Below are 18,568 nucleotides of genomic sequence, written 5' to 3' on the forward strand. Positions count from 1 at the left end.
AACTTTATGTTGTTTGAATCATCAAGAGTGAGACTAAGAAAAATGACAAAGGAAGATACAGAACTATATCATCAATGGAGAAATGATGTGGAAGTTATGCATTCCACTAACCCATCTTTAGATGTTTATCCAATAGATGAGACGAAAGAATTTGTAGATCATGTGATATTAGGATCTCATACAGCCAAAAGCTATATTATACTTACAAAAGGAAATGAAATACCAATTGGCATTGTGTCATTAATCAACATTGATTATAAAAATAGAAATGCTGAATGTATAATTGACATCGGAGAAAAGAAGTATTGGGGAAAAGGATTTGGTTCAGAGAGCTTGGGATTACTGTTGCATTATGCTTTTTATGAAATGAATCTTCATCGAGTTTACCTAAAAGTATTTTCATTTAATGATAGAGCTATACATTTGTACAATAAGATTGGTTTTCAACAGGAAGGAAACAGTAGACAAAGTCTATTTAGAGATGGGGAATGGCATGACATCATTCATATGGGAATTCTGCAAAATGAATACTTTGAGAAACAAGTAAAGAAAATATAAAAATTGTATAGTGGAAAAACAAAATCAAACTAGTAAAATGGTGTACACAAATTAACATTACGTTAATCGGCACTGACTGTCGTTTTTGGGGCAGCTATACCCTTGTTTTTATCCAATCGATTTCACATTTCTAGTAAAGGAGGTTGATCCTTATGAATTTTAAAGAATTAAAAAAGATTGCAACTGCAGTTACTTCACCTACAGAATTAAATGATTTTATTCAATACGGAAGTGTTGGTGCAGCCATTGAAACCATAAATGGGAATATCTATACAGGGATTAGCATAGATACAGCTTGTTCCATGGGTTTTTGTGCAGAGCATGCAGCAGTTGCTGACATGTTGAAAAATGGTGAATATCAAATAAAAGCTTTTGTAGCAGTAGACTCGGAAGGAAATGCTGTTCCGCCATGTGGACGGTGTCGTGAGCTAATCAGTCAGCTTTCAAAAGAAAACTTAGAAGCCACTGTAGAGGTTGAAAATAACACTGTTGTTTTATTGAAAGAAATTTTGCCGTATGACTGGAAAACCGACCGAGGCAGAGAGTGGTAATTGATTCTAATAATGGAGGGGATTCCTAGAAAGAACCAAGGAACCATCATTCATTGTCCACTAGGAACTGAAATATCTGATGAAAATTTGCTATTAAAATAAGGCAAGATCAAATAGAGAGTGAGCTTATTTACAGCTCACTCTAATTTATTATATCCCGAGCAGTGGTAGATGCTTTCGAGTATGATAAGTGAGTGCTAATACAATGCATTGTTTTAATTCATTTATTGGAATTTCATCATTCACAGCAAATACAATTGCTCGATTACCTTCATAATGGAATAAATCTTTATAAACCTCTTTAAACGTATCAACTAGCTTTGTATTACAGTTAAAATACATGGCGTATTGATCTGGGCTTGACTGTTTCCAGCCAATTCTAATTGTACTGCCTTTTTTTGTGATATAACTAGGCTCTCCCCATTTAAGGGTTTCATCCATATGATCAAGGTCTTCAATCTCTTTTGCAGTATCCATAATTAACTGACGAAGAATCAAAAGTTTTGATTGAATGTGTTTAGGATACTGTTCGAATACTACCTCTACCTTAGTGTTTTCAATTACACTCATATTTATCATTCCTTTTTTAAAATAAAAACTAGTCAACAGACAGGTACTCCATCTAACAGATTCAGAGTGATTAATAAATTTCTAAAAGTGATTCAGGTTGGCTGATGTACAAGCTATTTTATAGAAATATAAATTTCTGCTTGACCATCCTCTGGATTAATATCCTTGCTATAATATTCAAAATCACCTGTAAATGCTCGATTATTGTCTGGCTGTTGTGACCATTGCCAAATATCATCCCAAGCACGCTGCACCATTTCTATAATTGGTCCTTTTTCTGTGACGAATACAGCATATTTTGCAGCAGGAACAGTAAATGTATTTATTGTATCTAAACTTTGAAGCTGTGAAGTTTCTTGAACTTTAACGCTGACCATTATTTCATAAAGTCCTGCATCTCCCTGTTCATAGTTGAAGTAACAGCTATAATGACCATCCTCTTGTATATTTACACCTAGCTTCTTACCAATATTTTGAGAATGGAACTGTTCGAATAATTTACCAATTTTGCCATCTTTGCTTCGTTCGGTTTCATTTGTTGTAATGGCACTAATTCCAGCTAATGTGAAGGAGGTTAATTCCTCAATTCGGGTAGGTTCAATTTGTTTTAAAGTAATTTTGTCTTCAGACGATTCATGTTTCCATTCTGTCAAATTCTTTTCTTTGTTTTGTTTCATCCTTAATCATTCTCCTTCTTATAGAATGAAACCAGTATAAAACAATAAACCTGACAACTGCCTGTCAAGTTGCTTTGTCATTTTTATAAACTTTTGCTATTTTTTCCGCACGACTAGTAATGATTTTCCGTAAATGTTGAGGCTCAAGCACCTCTACATGATGTCCTAGGCTAAGAATGAAACTATAGAGCCATTCATTTTCTGGATATGCCTTTTTTACTAGCCAACTTCCATCCTCAACTGGCAAAAGTTCTTCAATGCCAAACCATTCTTCAGCTAAATGACGAGCCTTATCTTGGAAACGAAAGACAACTTCTGGTGTTGATGGCTTTAATTTATTCTTACCTTCGTTATGCTCCTGATTAGAGGGATTTCGACGAATGAAGGTTTTTTCATGATCTATTCTAAGCCCTTTCATTCTTTTTAGTTTAAAAAGGCGGAACTCTTCTTTTTCTAAACAATAAGCTTGCAGATACCATTGCCTTCCTTTGAGAATGAGCATATGAGGCTCTACATTTCGCTGGGAAACTTCACCTTCTGCATTGGAATAGGTGAAGTTAACTAATACACAGCTATCTAATGCTTCGTCTAACAAAATTAATTTCGCACGGAGATGTTTATTACCACCCCAAGGAGAGTAATCTATAAGTACACGATTTGTCTTATGTTGAAATTCTTCTTCATGTTCTGGTAGTACGACACTATTTATTTTTTCTACTAGTCGTTGGTGTTGCTCTTTGCTATATGAAGTGGAGATACTGCGTAGGGCAGTAACGATAGTAGCAAGCTCGTCATTTGTTAGTATATTTCGATCTAAACGATAACCTTCTGACAAACCAATACCACCGTTTGTTCCTTGATAGGTGACGATTGGGATGCCAGCCGCATTAATTGCGTCAATATCTCGATATATCGTTCGTACAGATACCTCAAATCGCTCTGCCAACTCCTTAGCCTGTACCATACGTCGGTTTAGCAGTAGAATAATGATGGATAATAGTCTTTCAAGTTTCACAATATGTAACCTCCATTTTAATAAGCAAGAATCTATTTCATTAAGATATTGATAAGAGTCTTAATATTAGAATTTTTTAGAATAATACAGTAATACATTACTAGATGAAGTGCAAACCTAACTGTTTAATACGTTAAAATACTATACACTTTTTAAGGATACTATTTATTGTAAGTTAACTTGGATTATAAATCTATTTCAATTGCTTTTAATATTACGACAGGAAAAAATTAATTGGAGTGGAGGATCATCATGATAACTTTGATAGAGTAAATTTTTGAGGATTTGGAATTTAGGATTTTGACAATAATCTTAGTTGGATGTTATTATTTACCTATCGTTAAGTAAGAAAGGTGAAATAATGAACAATAATCATACAATATTAAATTTTTCTAAAACAGATAAAGTTATCCTGTGGCTTGGTTTTCCTATCATCGGTTTAGTGCTAGGTTGGTTTCTTCCAAGTATTTCAAAATGGGCAAGCACTTTGCCGTGGGTGCCTTTCTTTCAGGGACCATTAAACTTAATTGCCTCCTTTAATGGAGCTTGGGTTGGTTTTATCACGATGGCCCTTGGTTTGATTGTGGGAATTGCATTGACTTTATTATCTTTTCATGAGAGCTTAGAAATAATTATAGATGATGAGAAAGTAATTTTAAAACTTAGAGATGATGAAACTCTATTAAATAAGGAAGATATTTCACTTGTATTGTTGGATGGAAAACAGTTAGTTTTGCTTGGCAACGATAAGAAAGAAATTTTCCGATATAAACAAGAGCTAAATAGAAATGCCATTAGTGCTACATTTATAAAACATAATTATTTTTGGAGTGATATCGATCCATTTAAAGAAGATTTTAAAAAATGGGTTGTAGATTGTCCAGATTTATCACCAGCAGCAAATGCTCTATTAAAAGCAAGGAAAATAGCAATTGAAAAAGGTGAGGATGAGGAAGTTTTTCAACTGGCTAAAGAACTTTGGAAGCTAAGAATATCAGTTAAAGAAAAAGATAAAAGTCAATATTATCGATGAGCAACAAAGATAAATGAAGACTATTAAGAATTATTATAAAAGGTTAATATGTTATTTACTAATGTAGCAATATTTTATAAAAGACTGTCTAGAAAAATTAAGACTGAATCCAATTATTAGGTTCAGTCTTTGTTTTGCATAAAAAGATAAGCAAAAGCACTTTTTGTTGAAATTAATGAATTTCTTTTTTTAGTCGATTAATTAGGAAACAAAGTTAATTTCAATTTTGTACTTTCTTATTAAGCATTTAATAGAAGAAGTCGAGCATAGTGAAGAGTTTGTAAAATGCAAAAATGCTTAATTTTACCTTTTTAGTTACGTTATACATATCAATTATTAGCTGTTGTTCACTAGTGAAAGATGGAAACGTATTTTAAAGAAAGCAAATAACAATAATAAACGGAGGTTTTTCGTATGTCTCAACTGCCTGAATATGCTATGAATTCAACTGAAAACGAAAAAACATCAACTGTTGATGCTACTGTATGTAAAGAAGTGCAGCAATTCGACAAACAACTGACATCACTTTTTGATTCGCTTAAAGTTCCAGGCGTAGCTGTACTTGTAATTACCAAGGATAAAGTATTGTATAAGAAAGAAATCGGATATGCCAATATTGAAAAGAAAATTCCTTACACATTGGACACAGTTACTAATATTGCTTCTATAAGTAAAACCTTTATTGGGGGATCATTGGCAAAAGCTCAGGAAGATGGCTTACTTAGCCTGGATGAGGATATCAATGACATACTTCCTTTCAAAGTAGTAAACCCATATTTCCCAAATGAGAAAATTACGTTAAAAAATCTTGCTTCACATACATCCGGAATTGAGGACGACGAAACTAAATATATCCATTCTTACAGTGCTTATGGCGCTAAGATTATGACTTTGAAAGATTTCTTATATAGCTATCTGAATCCTGAGGGTAAATGGTATTCAAGGGACAATTTCTCAAACAATAAACCTGGAGCAAGCTTTTCTTACAGTAATATCGGATCTGCACTTGCTGGATACTGCATCGAAGCAAGAAGCAAGATGACATATGCCGATTATGTGAGAAAAAATATATTTGAAAAGCTATCTATGAACAACAGCGGTTGGAACAGGAGCGAATTCAAACTAGCAAACATAGCATTAAATTATTCTAAACTGAGGATTGATTTTACTAACCATACAGAATACATGGCTGCCACCCTTGAACCAATGCCTGCTTATGAGTTAATTACGTATCCTGACGGCGGGGTTATGACAACGGTTAATGATCTATCAAAATACTTGCAAGCTATTATGAAAAGAAAAGATACATTTATTACTGCGAAAAGCATTGATTTAATGCTGCAAAAACAATTTAACGACACAAATGTTCCTCCAGAATGCAAAGAAACTGATGAAAATATAGGATTATTCTGGAGTTATAGTAGCGAAAAGGTCTGGGGACATACTGGCAGTGATCCTGGAGTAGATACATCTATGTATGTAAATTCAAACAACGTAGGTTTAATAGCTTTTATAAACACTGATGACTCTAGTTTGGAAGGAGAGAAATACGAAGAATTAGTAAACTTGCTGATGAATTGCCCAATTAAGTAGGAGTATGTTTAAGAAAATTGAATTGAATCCCAATAAACCAGCATAAACGTATATTATGTCAGCTTAATTTAGAGGGGAGATTTTGTAGTTGGTGAGTGATTTGAGTAATAAAGAAATACCAAAGCAAGCCATACAAGCACTAAAAATCGTAGAGAAATTACTTGGAAAATCTATAGTAGGAGTATTTTTATCTTAATTCAGCAGAAGACCCCACCTCTAGAAGTGGTGAGATGAATGGGATTTTGGTTCCTTTTCAGCGGGTGTCCAAACACCTACTGAATGAAGATAAAGCCTCCGGCGGATGTCACGGATTTTCAAAGGAATGAATTGTGCGGGCACAATTCAAAATCCGGACGCAATTACGCCAAGGCGAAATTGATTTGGTTCTACAGTAAATGGTGGTTTACGCATTAACAGTGATGTAGATGTCCTAGTGGTCGTGAATCATTGTTTATCTGAAGGGACTCGAAAAAAACTAACGGACAAATTAATGCTGATATCTGGAAAAATAGGAAACACAGACTCTATGAGACCACTTGAAGTCACGGTGGTAAATCATAGCGATCTTGTACCTTGGCGATACCCACCCAAAAATGAATTTATTTATGGGGAGTGGCTCAGAAGTGAGTTTGAAAAAGGACAAATCCAGGAACCAACCTATGATCCTGATTTGGCAATCGTTTTAGCACAAGTGAGGATGAATAGTATTTCTCTATTTGGTCCTAATGCTTCAGATATACTTGATCCCGTTCCGATGATAGATATTCGAACAGCGATTAAGGAATCTTTACCAGGGTTGGTAGAGGGTATCATAGGTGATGAGCGTAATGTAATTTTAACCCTAGCTCGAATGTGGCAGACGGTGTCTATCGGTGAAATTTCTTCAAAAGATATGGCTGCAAAATGGGCTTTACCTCGGTTACCCAAAGAATATTCGACTTTACTCGATTTAGCTAGAAAAGTTTATCGTGGAGAAATTGTTGATAAGTGGGAAGAAAGGGATTCCGAGGTGACAGCACTCGTTAATTATATGAAAAATTCTATAGAAACTTGTCTTAGAGAAATCGATTGAACTTTTTTATAATTGAACAATACTCAACAAAGGACGAATCCATTTTGATCAAATTTTTCAAAATGGATTTTTTTGCTATCGGCATAAAATATAGGCTTAAGGGTGCTTTTTATTAGAAAATAAATAAGATGAAGGGTAAAATAACAAATCAGAGTTTGATAATAATTACTTTTATTTCCTACAAGTAAAGTTTGTGGTTACTAATTTAATAGGGTGTGAGAAGAGTCAGAACTGAAAGCATTGTTTAATAGAGGGCTGTACAGAAAGTTGGTAGTGACAAGCAGATCAAAAATAGTTAAATTGAGTAAGAGGATGAAAATAGTAAGAGTGGTAAGAATTATTCATTATAAATACTGACACTAAAAGAGCTAAGGCTTAAAGAGAAGTAATTATCATGAAATTTACTGGAAGGTAAAAAGAGGTAAATAATTTTGATAAATAAATTTACGAAATCAAAAAAATTACTGATAATTATTAGTTTTATTTTTATCTTACTATCAATGCGCTTTGGATGGTTTCTTTATTTTAATGCACCGACAAATCAAACTGCAGAAAGGGGAATTGTTGATTTACGTCATATAACGTTAAAGGAAGATAAGGTTATTTTTTTAAATGGAGAATGGCTATTTTATCCTTCAAAGTTTATAATTGGCGATTCTAGCGCAAATATTGAACCACAGTACATACAAGTTCCTGGTAATTGGAAAGAACAAATGGAGCCGCTTGAGGGGTCCTCTATAGGTAATGCCTCCTACAGGCTTAAAATTTTGCTTCCTGATCAGGATGAAACTATATATGGAATTAAATTAGAAGGATTTGAGTCGTATGCAAGTATTTATGTGAACGGGAAATTGGTGAATAGTGAAAACCTTGCTAATAAATATCCATTAGAGAAAATAAAAAAACAGGGACCCATGACGGTCATATTTTCCTCTGAGGCAAAAGAAATTGACTTAATTATTCAAATTTCCAATTATGATAGTTTTAATTCGGGAGGTTTGAAAGACTCGGTCTATTTTGGGCTTCATTCTGCAATTACAAAGGGAGCCACCTTCTCCGAATCATTGCAATTACTAGTTAGTGTGATTTTTTTTCTACACGGTTTCTATGCGTTATCGATTTTCTTCCTTGGGAGAGGGCAATATGAAAAGGAATTACTCTATTTTAGTTTTTTACTCATTCTTAATGGATTTATTATTTTAATAGACGATAATGTTCTGTTAAATCTCCCAATAAAGAATGCACTCTACATTAAATTACTGATAGTGTTACTGATCGGATTACTACTCTTAACATTAACATTTATTAATGAACTCTATAAAATTAAGTCTACACTATCAAATGTATTATACGTACTATTCATCCCCATAGCTCTGACAATATTGATAACATCAGCTTTGCACTATACACCTATGAAATTGATTGTAATTTTTTACGGAATTTTTATTGCCACCCAGCTTATTGTGCCTACTATTTCAGCTATTGTAAAAGGAAATATTGATGGAATTTTTATACTTTTTTATTTAATTTGCTTTATATCAAATAGTATATGGGGAACTGCCATTAAAACTCTTGTAGTTAATATACCTTATTATCCATTCGATTATTTCATTTCAATAATTGTTATTGCCCTACTACTGATAAGGCGACATATTAATGTTATTCGATTAAATAATGAGCAATATGAAAAACTAGTTAAGTTGGATGTTCAGAAAGATATATTTCTAGCGAATACATCTCACGAACTACGTAATCCATTGCACGGTATACTAAACATTACACAATCGCTTCTTGAAAGGGAGTCATCGCAATTAACAAAGAAAAGTAAAGAAAATCTTGAATTGCTATTACAAATTGGCAATCGAATGGCATTTACTTTGAATGATTTATTAGATATAAATCAACTAGAAGAAGGACAAATTCAGCTGAATCAAAAAACACTCAACTTATATAGTGTTACATCTGCGGTTATTGATATGATTCAATTTATAAAAAATACAAAAAAATTGGATATCATTTCAGAAGTTTCAGCATTTTTTCCACCAGTTTATGCGGATGAGAGCAGACTTGTCCAAATTCTTTTTAATTTACTTCATAATGCTGTCAAATTTACGCATGAAGGAAGTATTACAATCAATGCCATTCATGATGATAAGGTAGCAACTATATTGATTAGTGATACTGGCATAGGAATGAGTGAGGACGAAATTAAACGCATTTTCCTTCGTTATGAGCGTTTTGAAAAGACTACTGTAATGGGTATCGGACTTGGTCTAAATATAGCCAAACAGTTAATCGAACTTCATGGGGGGACAATTGCAGTACAATCAGAAGAAGACAAAGGGACAACCTTGTCTTTCACGATTCCATTAGCAATCGATTCAAATATATCTATTGAACAGGAGGTTTCAGCAACTAATATCTATCCACTAACTAAAAATTCTTCTGATATCACATCAAAACTATTAATTGATGATGAACAAAGGGCAGTGCTAAGTAGCAATATACTTATTGTTGATGATGATCCGATTAACTTAAAAGTTATTAGTAGTGTACTGGGAGAGCTATATCATATCTATACTGTCACGAGTGGAGCAGAGGCACTGAAAATGATTGACGCTGGAAATTGGGATATGATTATTTCCGATGTTATGATGCCAAAAATGTCAGGCTATGAATTGTGTAAGGAAATCCGCAAGCGCTTTACAATTGTAGAGCTTCCTGTCTTGCTGCTGACTGCAAGAACCCAACCAATAGATGTTTACACGGGATTTCTTGCAGGTGCAAATGATTATGTTTCAAAGCCAACAAATGCCCTTGAACTAAAAGCACGTGTTCAATCGCTGCTTGCACAAAATCAAGCAATTAAAGAGCAATTACGTCTAGAAGCTGCATATTTGCAAGCGCAAATAAAGCCACATTTTCTTTTTAACACGTTAAATACAATCTCTTCTTTAGGTGAAATAAATCCTTCTCGAATGACTGATTTATTGATTGAATTCGGAAATTATTTACAAAAGAGTTTTAGTTCAGACAACATAAAAAACTTAATCCCCATAGAAGAAGAATTCGATCTTGTTCGTTCCTATTTATTTATAGAAAGTGAAAGATTTGGCGACCGACTCGAAGTTTCTTGGGATTTAGATGAACTAAAGGGGATACTTATACCACCTCTTTCTGTTCAAACCATTGTAGAAAATGCTCTAAATCATGGCATTCTCAAAAAAACAGAAGGTGGAATCGTTGTGATTTCCGTAAAAAATCACGAGAATTATCATGTTGTTTCTGTAGAGGATAATGGGGTTGGTATGACAGCTAGTCAGATTGAGGAAATTCTTTTAAGGACTAATAAACATCAGCATGGTATTGGCATAGCCAATACAAACCATCGTCTTAAACGAATTTTCGGAAGAGGAATTCAGATTGAAAGCCAATTAAATCATGGCACAATCGTTTCATTTTACATTCCTAAACGGTTACCAAATATTTGTGAGTAATCAATGATTGATAAGTTTTGTTTGATTAATTTGCGCCCAAGAAGTTAAAAATAAAACTCTCTACTTAGCCAGACAACTAACCAAGAAAAGAGTGCTGATAGGTGGGAAGACAGGATTTTAAAATTAAAGAATAGGATGGATTATGAAAGAAACTACCCTTCAAATATTTGAACATGCAGGTTTTTTTGCAATATTGATTAGCTTATCTGTCAATATTGTTATTAGTATTATTGGTGTATTCCCGAGTGTTTTTATTACAGCAGCTAACCTTGCGTTTTTTGGGTTTTATCACGGGTTAATCGTTTCAATTATAGGTGAGGGATTAGGTGCAGTCATTAGCTTTGTTTTATATAGAAAGGGTCTGAAAATATGGAGATTAAAGGATTTCCAACACCCAGTAATGTTAAAACTAAAGCATCTTGAAGGAAGTAAGGCTTTTTGGATTATTTTATGTTTGAGAATTCTTCCTTTTATTCCTTCTGGTGCTATAACATTAGGCAGTGCTTTTTCCAAAGTCTCGATTGGTTTATTTGCAATCGCTAGTACTCTAGGAAAAATACCTTCACTTATTATGGAAGCTGGTGCAGTCTTTGGTTTTATGCAAGTAGATCTACAATGGAAAATTGTCATTATAGTAGTCTTCGTTATTATCTCAATTTGGACTGGGGGAGTAAGAGGAAAAAAGACAACAGATAGATGATTTATTTTTATTATCCATAGATTCTCCATATTTTTTTGTTACAGTTCCATTGTAATGAAATTAAAGGAGGAAACATAATGAATTCTAAAATTTTGATTACTTCATTACTACTTGGAACTGTTATTATTGGAGGATGCAGTGCAGGTAATTCAGGAGCTGATGAAGGCAAGACTATGGATCATTCCAGTATGGGTCAGAAAGAAATGTCGAACATGGAGGGGATGGATCATTCCAGCATGACTCAGGAGGAAATGGCAGATATGGAGAACGGCCATGCAAGTCATACAATTCCATTATTATTAAATAATTCTACTGGAGAAAATGAAGTAGCGCTGCCTCCATTCGTTGAACCTAAGGATGGAATCGTTCATATTACTGCACAGCAAGGAACCACAGAAATCTTTAATGGTATCGAAACTGAAACATACGGATATAATGGCGCTTTCTTAGGACCTATTATCCGTTTGAAAGAAGGAGAAACTGTAACATTTAGAACTAAAAATGATTTATCTAAACAAACAACATTCCACTGGCATGGCGTAGAAATTCCAGGTGAAGGCGATGGAGGTCCACATCAAATACTGGAACCAGGCGCATTAAAAGATGTGAAATTTACAGTAAGTCAGGAAGCATCAACATTATGGTTCCATCCACATCCAGAGGGTGCTACAGCTGAACAGGTGTACAAGGGTTTAGCTGGTTTAATCTATATTGAAGATGAGAAGTCAAAAAAACTTGGACTACCAAATGAATACGGAGAAAATGATTTTCCTTTAATATTTCAAGATAGACAGTTTACTAAGGAAAAGCAATTTGACTACCGATCAGTTCTTAATGAGGATGGTACTATTGGAGACACATTATTAATTAATGGTACATTAAATCCAAAACTTACAGTTGGAAAAGAAAAAGTGAGACTTCGTTTATTGAACGGATCGAATGCAAGAAATTATACATTTAAATTAAATACAGGAAATAAGTTTCAACAAATAGCTACTGATGGTGGTTTTTTAAATAAACCAATTTCTATGAGTGAAATTACATTATCACCAGGTGAGAGAGCAGAAATTATTCTGGACTTTTCAAAATTTGATGCTAAAAGTGAAATGGCTTTAGTAAATGAAGAAGATATAATTTTATTACCATTCACAGTTGATGAACAAAAGAAGAATGCACGGGAAATCCCAAAAAATTTAAATGATTATACCGTTACAGATACTGAGAGAAACTTACCAGTAACAAAAAAACTTGAACTTTTCGGAATGGGAAAAATGGTAACAATAAATGATAAAAAATTTGATATGAACCGTATTGATTTCACTCAAAAACAAGGTGATACTGAAGTATGGGAAATATACAATAAACCAGATATGATGGGTGGCATGACGCATCCTTTCCACATCCATGGTACGCAATTTAAAATAGTTTCAATGAATGGAAAAGAACCTCCTGCAAACCTACAGGGCTGGAAGGATACAGTTTCAATCGAAGCTGGTCAAACAGTTAAACTAGCAGTAAAGTTTAATGATAAAGGAATTTACATGTTCCACTGTCATATCCTTGAACATGAAGAAAATGGGATGATGGGTCAAGTTGAAGTAAATTAACTTTAGAATTGTTTTATTTAGTTGCTATTTTAGTAGAGAATTCTATAAATAATGATGTTCTACCGTCATTCTTGATTCCTCAACTCTATACACAAAGCCCAGGTACTCATTTATTTTAAGTCTGGGCTTGCTTTTGTTGTCGCGAAAGCGCTGCATTCATATTCATTTCAAACCATATTCTATTAAGTACAAGTAGCCTTCTATTAAGCACAAATACTAGTCAATCATGCACATTTTCTCGTCAATTCAGCAATCCTCCCCTCAAAACAAAGATTTCATTATGTATTCGACAAAAACCCCCAACATAACGCCAAGGATTTGAAAATTCTATTACTTTGGAACGGAAATGAGATAGATATTTACTCAGATAATCTTAAGTTTGGAACCTAATGTTAGCAACAGATGAAGTACAGGAGTATTAGTTTCAAAATTTACGGCGGCAATAGATATGTATTCCAAGATAAATATAATGTGATATTTGTAATATCCTATGCGGGGAATTATGACAAACAAAGTAAAAATGGCCAATGAATGATCCTATATCTTAACAGATGATACAGAGTTATGTCTTAAGTTGATTTAGTGTATTATAGCGAAAATGCTAATTTTTTATTAATTCTGTTACATCGAAGGGGATTTCTGGTGATTTTGATATGGCTGTTAATGAACAAGTACATAGCAATTTTAAAGTTTTTTGAAATTTTTAACTTAATTTTAACTTTGGACATGTAATGTTAAAGAAACTGGATTTATATAGGGGTAATGATGAAAAAATTAGTTAGTGCATGGTCAATAGGCGGTTTGTTAAACAGATTAAATAATAGAGCTTGTCCCAGTATAAACAACTCAGTTAGCAATTAAACTACAGTAATATTCTGTATATAAGACGACTAACCCTAAATGAATATATTGTAGAGAAGTTTTTTATAGGAATAGCGTGGTTCTAAGTCACTTGATTACAGATATGGGAGGATTAAAGTAGGGATATGAATCAGTGGAGTAATATGGAGACCGCATTGTACACTTCTATTTTTACTGTTTTTCTTGGTATAATATTTTATTTTAAATTGTGGTGGGATGGGCCAGGTGTGAGCTGGTCATTTACCAAGAAGTTTTTTTGTGTTTTGATCATTGTAGTGTGTATTGTCGGTGTTTGTGCTTATTTTATGAGCTAAATGTAAGGATAGGTTGAGTTGGCAAATGACAGAAAAATAACCCGATATTTGAAATTAATACAATTTTTTCGTTTAAATTCTATGTAATATATAGAACCGTATTAAAAGGAGTAATAAAAATTGAGATTATGGCATGTGGATTTATTAAAGTATCTACCAAAAGGACAACTACTTTCACAATGGAGAGAATTAAATAGTATATTTGCCAAAGAAGATAAACATATATTAATTAATTATATATACGAATATTCTAAAAATGATTTGTATGTATATACAGAAAAAGTAATTGAAGAAATGAAAAAACGTGGTTATCAAATTAGATCATATGAAAAAATGAATAAATACTTTGAAAATTTAGAGTCAGTTAAGCATGTTAAACCTTTTAAAAATCATCATGACAATGAATATCTTCAAATTTGCTATTACAATCTAAAGGAAAAATTTATACGGGGTCAAAAAGATTTTGAAGAGGAAATGTATAATAATTTATGTTGGTATGTAAATGACATACTTAAGAACAGTATCGATGGTTTTAAATAGATTTCTCTTCAAAAGTTAGTGTCTTTTTCACATGTTATTGCGATTGTTGTTAAGATTTTTAGTATAACATATACTGGGATATGCGCCAAAGAATTCCGTTATAAGATTATTTAATACTTGTAGAAAAGATAATCTTAATTCTGGCTAAAACCTTAAAAAGCAAATTAGAATATTTGTATTTTTATAACCCTAATTTACTAAGAAATATAGTTGGAGTTTTTATAAAAAATACTTAAAAACTTCCGATATTCACATTATATTATAAATAGTTAAAGCGATAGCACGTATGTGGAGGTGTTGAAAAATGGGGATGATCGGCTATTACATTGCTTTGCCAGAAGAAGAAATCCAGCAGCTTGCGGCCAGAACCAAAATGCTAGAGGACATGGACCCCTATAACAGAGAAAATCTTGATATTGATAAATCATGGCAGGCGCTTTATTACTTACTCTGCGAAGATATTTGCGATGGCGGGCCACCTCTTGGTTATGTCGTTCCAATGGATCAGGCTAACTACTTGGAATTTGGAGATATTGGTGCCTTTTATTTAACTCACCGACAAATTTGTGAAGCCTATCAAGCCATTGAGGCGATGACACGAGATGAGCTTCTAGCTAAATACAACTATAATAAGATGCTTGAGGAGGATATCTATCCTCTCTACAGCGACGGTGAAGAGAAAGATGGAGAAGCAGAACAGTTTTTTGACTATCTATACAGTTATTTTAAAGATATTCGCAAGTTCTTTGCTGAAACCATATCCGAAGGCAAAGGACTAGTATTCTGTATTTCATAATACCTATGCATACTACAAAGTCTGGCACCGAATAACGTAGTACCTGCCAGACTTATGCCTAATAGAGAGTAACCTTAGTTTTCGTTTACTTATTTAATCTGAATTTCTCGAAACGTAATATACTTCTTTATATAAATGTTACTTTGTCATTATCCCATGCTATAAATCCTTCATTCATGCTTTTTACCTCGAAAGTTGACGTTTGTTATCTATTCCAATACTTTTCTTCACGTAAAATCAATTCTGTTACTCAATCAACCATCCCTTCCTTAAAACATTTTCTTTTTGTAATCCTTATCGTTTTGCATTTGAAAATCCATATTCTTTAGATAAACAACTGATGACGATTCAGCGCGCTTTACTTATATAAATGGAACGAGGAAGGTCACCTAGAATTTTGATTAAGTAAAGGGCAATATCATACAAGAATTTGATTTCAGCATTTGCTATACTGGGCAGCAGGAACCAGGAACGGAGGCATCACTTATGAAGCAGGAAATGAGAATAGTAAAATATGATGCACAATTAAAGATTGAGGCCTATCATTTTAAGGGAATTATGCAAAAATTCCCTAATCATTTTCATGAATATTATGTGATTGGGTTTATAGAAAGTGGTAGACGACTTTTATCCTGCAAATCTAAGGAATATATCATTGAACCGGGAGATTTGTTGTTATTTAATCCCCGTGACAATCATGCTTGCGAGCAAATTGATGGTAAAACATTGGATTATCGCTGTATAAATATCCAACCTGAAGTGATGAGAAGGGCTGTCTTTGCTATTACAGGAGAAGAGCTACTACCATATTTTACTCCCTCAGTACTTTTTCATAATGAATTGGTAGTTGTACTTCAGGATCTACATCAGATGCTTATGCAGGAAGAAGGGTGCTTTAGAAAAGAGGAAGTTTTTTATTTTCTTTTGGAACAGCTAATTGAAGAATATACGAAGCAGGGAATATCAACAAGTATTTCAGAGCAAAACACTAAAATAACAGCAATCTGTGAATTTTTAGAAGAAAGTTACATGAAAAATATTACACTAGAGGACCTATGTAATCTAACAGGATTGAGTAAATACTATTTGCTTCGATCTTTTACCAAGCAAATGGGTATCTCTCCATACAGTTATTTGGAAACTATAAGAATAGATAAGGCTAAAAAGATGCTAGAGCATGGAGTACTACCAATAGACGTGGCATTTAAGACAGGGTTTACTGATCAAAGTCATTTTTCTAACTTTTTCAAGAAGTTTATAGGGCTTACGCCAAAACAGTATATGAATATTTTTAAGGATGTACGGAACTAATCATTGAAAGGATTTATATGGATACAAAAACAAAGATTAACGGACATTTTTTAGCAGTAATCACAATTTTTATTTGGGGTACAACCTTCATATCAACTAAGATCTTATTAGATGCAATTTCACCTATTGAAATCTTATTTTTGAGATTTATCATTGGTTTCCTTGTTCTGCTCCTTGTTTATCCTCACTGGTTTAGTGTGAAAGAAAAAAAACAGGAACTATATTTTGCAGGAGCAGGGTTATGTGGTGTTACATTATATTATTTACTCGAAAATATAGCACTAACTTATACCTTTGCATCCAATGTAGGTGTCATTATTTCAATAGCACCTTTTTTTACTGCTTTCCTTGCACATTTATTTTTGAATGGTGAGAAATTAAGATTACAGTTTTTGATTGGTTTTGTAGTTGCACTAGTTGGTATTTTCTTTATTAGCTACAATGGAAGTAGCAACTTAAAACTAAATCCGTTGGGAGATATACTAGCTGTTTTAGCTGCGGCAGTATGGGCTATCTATTCTATACTGACCAAGAAAATTAGTGAGTTTCAGTATAATACGATTCAAACAACACGAAGAATTTTTTTCTATGGGTTAATTTTTATGATACCTGCATTATTTATTGTTGGGTTTAAACCAAATATAAATCAATTGATGCAACCAACTAATCTATTAAATATCCTATTTTTAGGGGTAGGAGCATCCGCACTTTGTTTTGTAACATGGAATTCTGCAGTAAAAATATTGGGTGCAATTAAAACTAGTGTTTATATCTATATGGTTCCCGTAATAACCGTTATTACTTCAGTACTTGTACTGAATGAAAGAATTACAGGATTCGCTATGACTGGAATCATACTTACTCTAATAGGATTATTTATTTCTGAGAGTAAGGCTATGCAAAACAAACGTAGTGATTAGATCCTTAACTGGTGGCGGATTTTATGAAGGTAGGGGAAAGTGAAGTTTCATAATAGTACACCCTCTTTTAGGCAACCCCGAAGTTGCATATTCTTGACAAGCAACTGTGAGGTTGCCTAAAATTGAAATATGGATTGGGACAAAGATATTATATTCAAAGCGCTTGGTGATTCGACTCGACGGATTATATTAGATGAACTTTCCGACCGCAATGAGTTGACGCTATATGAACTTACTGCACGTCTCGTTATGAAACATAACCTTGCCATTTCACGACAGGCGATTGCTAAACATCTTAATACATTGGAAGATGCAGGGCTTGTAATTTCGAAACGAAAGGGAAAATATAGAGTACTCACGTTTAACAAAGAACCACTAAGAAATTTGTTGAAAGGATGGTTAAATTAACATTATCACTAATGATGATGTATGAGTTTTGCATTTTGCAGCCAGATTGTTAGAAGTGAACCATATAGATAAATAGTAAGGAGGACAAAACATGTTGAAAATTATTATTACTAGTATATTCGTCCAAGATCAAGACAAGGCACTAGAATTTTATACAAAAACATTAGGCTTTGTAAAAAAGCATGACGTTCCCAGTGGAGCATACAGATGGATAACGCTTGTTTCTCCTGATGAGGAAGGAAGTATCGAGCTTTTACTTGAACCTAATGAGCACCCTGCTGCGAAAGAGTATCAAGAGAAGCTATTTGCAGATGGTATTCCAGTAACAATGTTTGGTGTTACAGATATCGACAAAGAGTACGAACGATTAGTCGAAAAAGGCGTAAAGTTTACTATGAAACCGACAAAAATGGGGGAAATCACAATAGCTGTCTTTGATGATACATGTGGCAACCTTATTCAGATCATACAGCAGTAACTTTCTGTTAATCCTAACCAATTTTTACGATGAGGTTGTACAGGTCTAAATTTTAACATTTTACAAT

General features: G+C 33.4%; 16 protein-coding genes and 1 pseudogene. 14 read left to right on the top strand and 3 right to left on the bottom strand.

The annotated features are described in order from the left end of the window. The first annotated feature begins 6 nt into the window (after positions 1 to 6). Entirely contained in the window at positions 7 to 558 is a 552-nt protein-coding gene (locus QNH24_RS08800; protein WP_283871671.1) for a GNAT family N-acetyltransferase, read from the top strand. Positions 559 to 710: 152 nt separating this feature from the next. Continuing rightward, a complete protein-coding gene (locus QNH24_RS08805; protein WP_283871672.1) occupies positions 711 to 1,109 on the top strand; it encodes a cytidine deaminase family protein in 399 nt (132 codons plus the stop codon). A gap of 150 nt (positions 1,110 to 1,259) precedes the next feature. Here the strand turns inward: QNH24_RS08805 and QNH24_RS08810 are convergent, their stop codons facing one another. The 3 genes from QNH24_RS08810 to QNH24_RS08820 form a co-directional block, all read right to left on the bottom strand. Next, on the bottom strand, positions 1,260 to 1,679 hold the full coding sequence (locus QNH24_RS08810; RefSeq protein WP_283871673.1) for a DUF1801 domain-containing protein: 420 nt from the start codon (positions 1,677 to 1,679) through the stop codon (positions 1,260 to 1,262). Positions 1,680 to 1,792: 113 nt separating this feature from the next. Next, entirely contained in the window at positions 1,793 to 2,356 is a 564-nt protein-coding gene (locus tag QNH24_RS08815; RefSeq protein ID WP_283871674.1) for a GyrI-like domain-containing protein, read from the bottom strand. Between the two features lie 64 nt (positions 2,357 to 2,420). Continuing rightward, positions 2,421 to 3,371: a helix-turn-helix transcriptional regulator gene (locus QNH24_RS08820; protein ID WP_283871675.1), complete on the bottom strand. Its 951-nt coding sequence runs from the start codon at positions 3,369 to 3,371 to the stop codon at positions 2,421 to 2,423. 361 nt (positions 3,372 to 3,732) lie between these two features. Here QNH24_RS08820 and QNH24_RS08825 point away from each other — a divergent pair, with 361 nt between their 5' ends. The 12 genes and pseudogenes from QNH24_RS08825 (at position 3,733) to QNH24_RS08885 (ending at position 18,501) form a co-directional block, all read left to right on the top strand. After that, positions 3,733 to 4,404, top strand: coding sequence for a YqeB family protein (locus tag QNH24_RS08825; protein ID WP_283871676.1), 672 nt, complete (start codon positions 3,733 to 3,735; stop codon positions 4,402 to 4,404). Between the two features lie 414 nt (positions 4,405 to 4,818). Next, a complete protein-coding gene (locus QNH24_RS08830) occupies positions 4,819 to 5,997 on the top strand; it encodes a serine hydrolase domain-containing protein (RefSeq protein ID WP_283871677.1) in 1,179 nt (392 codons plus the stop codon). Between the two features lie 379 nt (positions 5,998 to 6,376). After that, positions 6,377 to 7,069 (top strand): annotated as a pseudogene (locus QNH24_RS08840) (aminoglycoside adenylyltransferase family protein); the annotation flags it as partial. A gap of 431 nt (positions 7,070 to 7,500) precedes the next feature. Then, on the top strand, positions 7,501 to 10,566 hold the full coding sequence (locus QNH24_RS08845) for a hybrid sensor histidine kinase/response regulator (protein WP_283871678.1): 3,066 nt from the start codon (positions 7,501 to 7,503) through the stop codon (positions 10,564 to 10,566). A gap of 142 nt (positions 10,567 to 10,708) precedes the next feature. Further along, complete coding sequence (locus QNH24_RS08850; RefSeq protein ID WP_283871679.1) at positions 10,709 to 11,266, top strand: TVP38/TMEM64 family protein; 558 nt, start codon at positions 10,709 to 10,711, stop codon at positions 11,264 to 11,266. Between the two features lie 77 nt (positions 11,267 to 11,343). Then, positions 11,344 to 12,873 carry a multicopper oxidase family protein gene (locus tag QNH24_RS08855; RefSeq protein WP_283871680.1) on the top strand — a complete coding sequence of 510 codons (1,530 nt, stop codon included), beginning with the start codon at positions 11,344 to 11,346 and terminating at the stop codon, positions 12,871 to 12,873. 1,295 nt (positions 12,874 to 14,168) lie between these two features. Next, positions 14,169 to 14,588 (top strand): pyrimidine dimer DNA glycosylase/endonuclease V, encoded by a 420-nt coding sequence (locus QNH24_RS08860; RefSeq protein WP_283871681.1) that lies wholly within the window; start codon positions 14,169 to 14,171, stop codon positions 14,586 to 14,588. A gap of 304 nt (positions 14,589 to 14,892) precedes the next feature. Continuing rightward, positions 14,893 to 15,384 (top strand): YfbM family protein, encoded by a 492-nt coding sequence (locus QNH24_RS08865; RefSeq protein WP_283871682.1) that lies wholly within the window; start codon positions 14,893 to 14,895, stop codon positions 15,382 to 15,384. Positions 15,385 to 15,870: 486 nt separating this feature from the next. After that, on the top strand, positions 15,871 to 16,695 hold the full coding sequence (locus QNH24_RS08870) for an AraC family transcriptional regulator (RefSeq protein ID WP_283871683.1): 825 nt from the start codon (positions 15,871 to 15,873) through the stop codon (positions 16,693 to 16,695). A 17-nt stretch (positions 16,696 to 16,712) separates the two neighbouring features. Next, positions 16,713 to 17,615, top strand: coding sequence for a DMT family transporter (locus QNH24_RS08875; protein ID WP_283871684.1), 903 nt, complete (start codon positions 16,713 to 16,715; stop codon positions 17,613 to 17,615). A 129-nt stretch (positions 17,616 to 17,744) separates the two neighbouring features. Beyond that, positions 17,745 to 18,023: an ArsR/SmtB family transcription factor gene (locus QNH24_RS08880; RefSeq protein ID WP_054770388.1), complete on the top strand. Its 279-nt coding sequence runs from the start codon at positions 17,745 to 17,747 to the stop codon at positions 18,021 to 18,023. Positions 18,024 to 18,117: 94 nt separating this feature from the next. Next, entirely contained in the window at positions 18,118 to 18,501 is a 384-nt protein-coding gene (locus QNH24_RS08885) for a VOC family protein (RefSeq protein ID WP_283872777.1), read from the top strand. Positions 18,502 to 18,568: the final 67 nt, after the last annotated feature.

Origin of the sequence: Lysinibacillus pakistanensis (assembly GCF_030123245.1) — a bacterium.
Lineage (GTDB): Bacteria > Bacillota > Bacilli > Bacillales_A > Planococcaceae > Lysinibacillus > Lysinibacillus pakistanensis.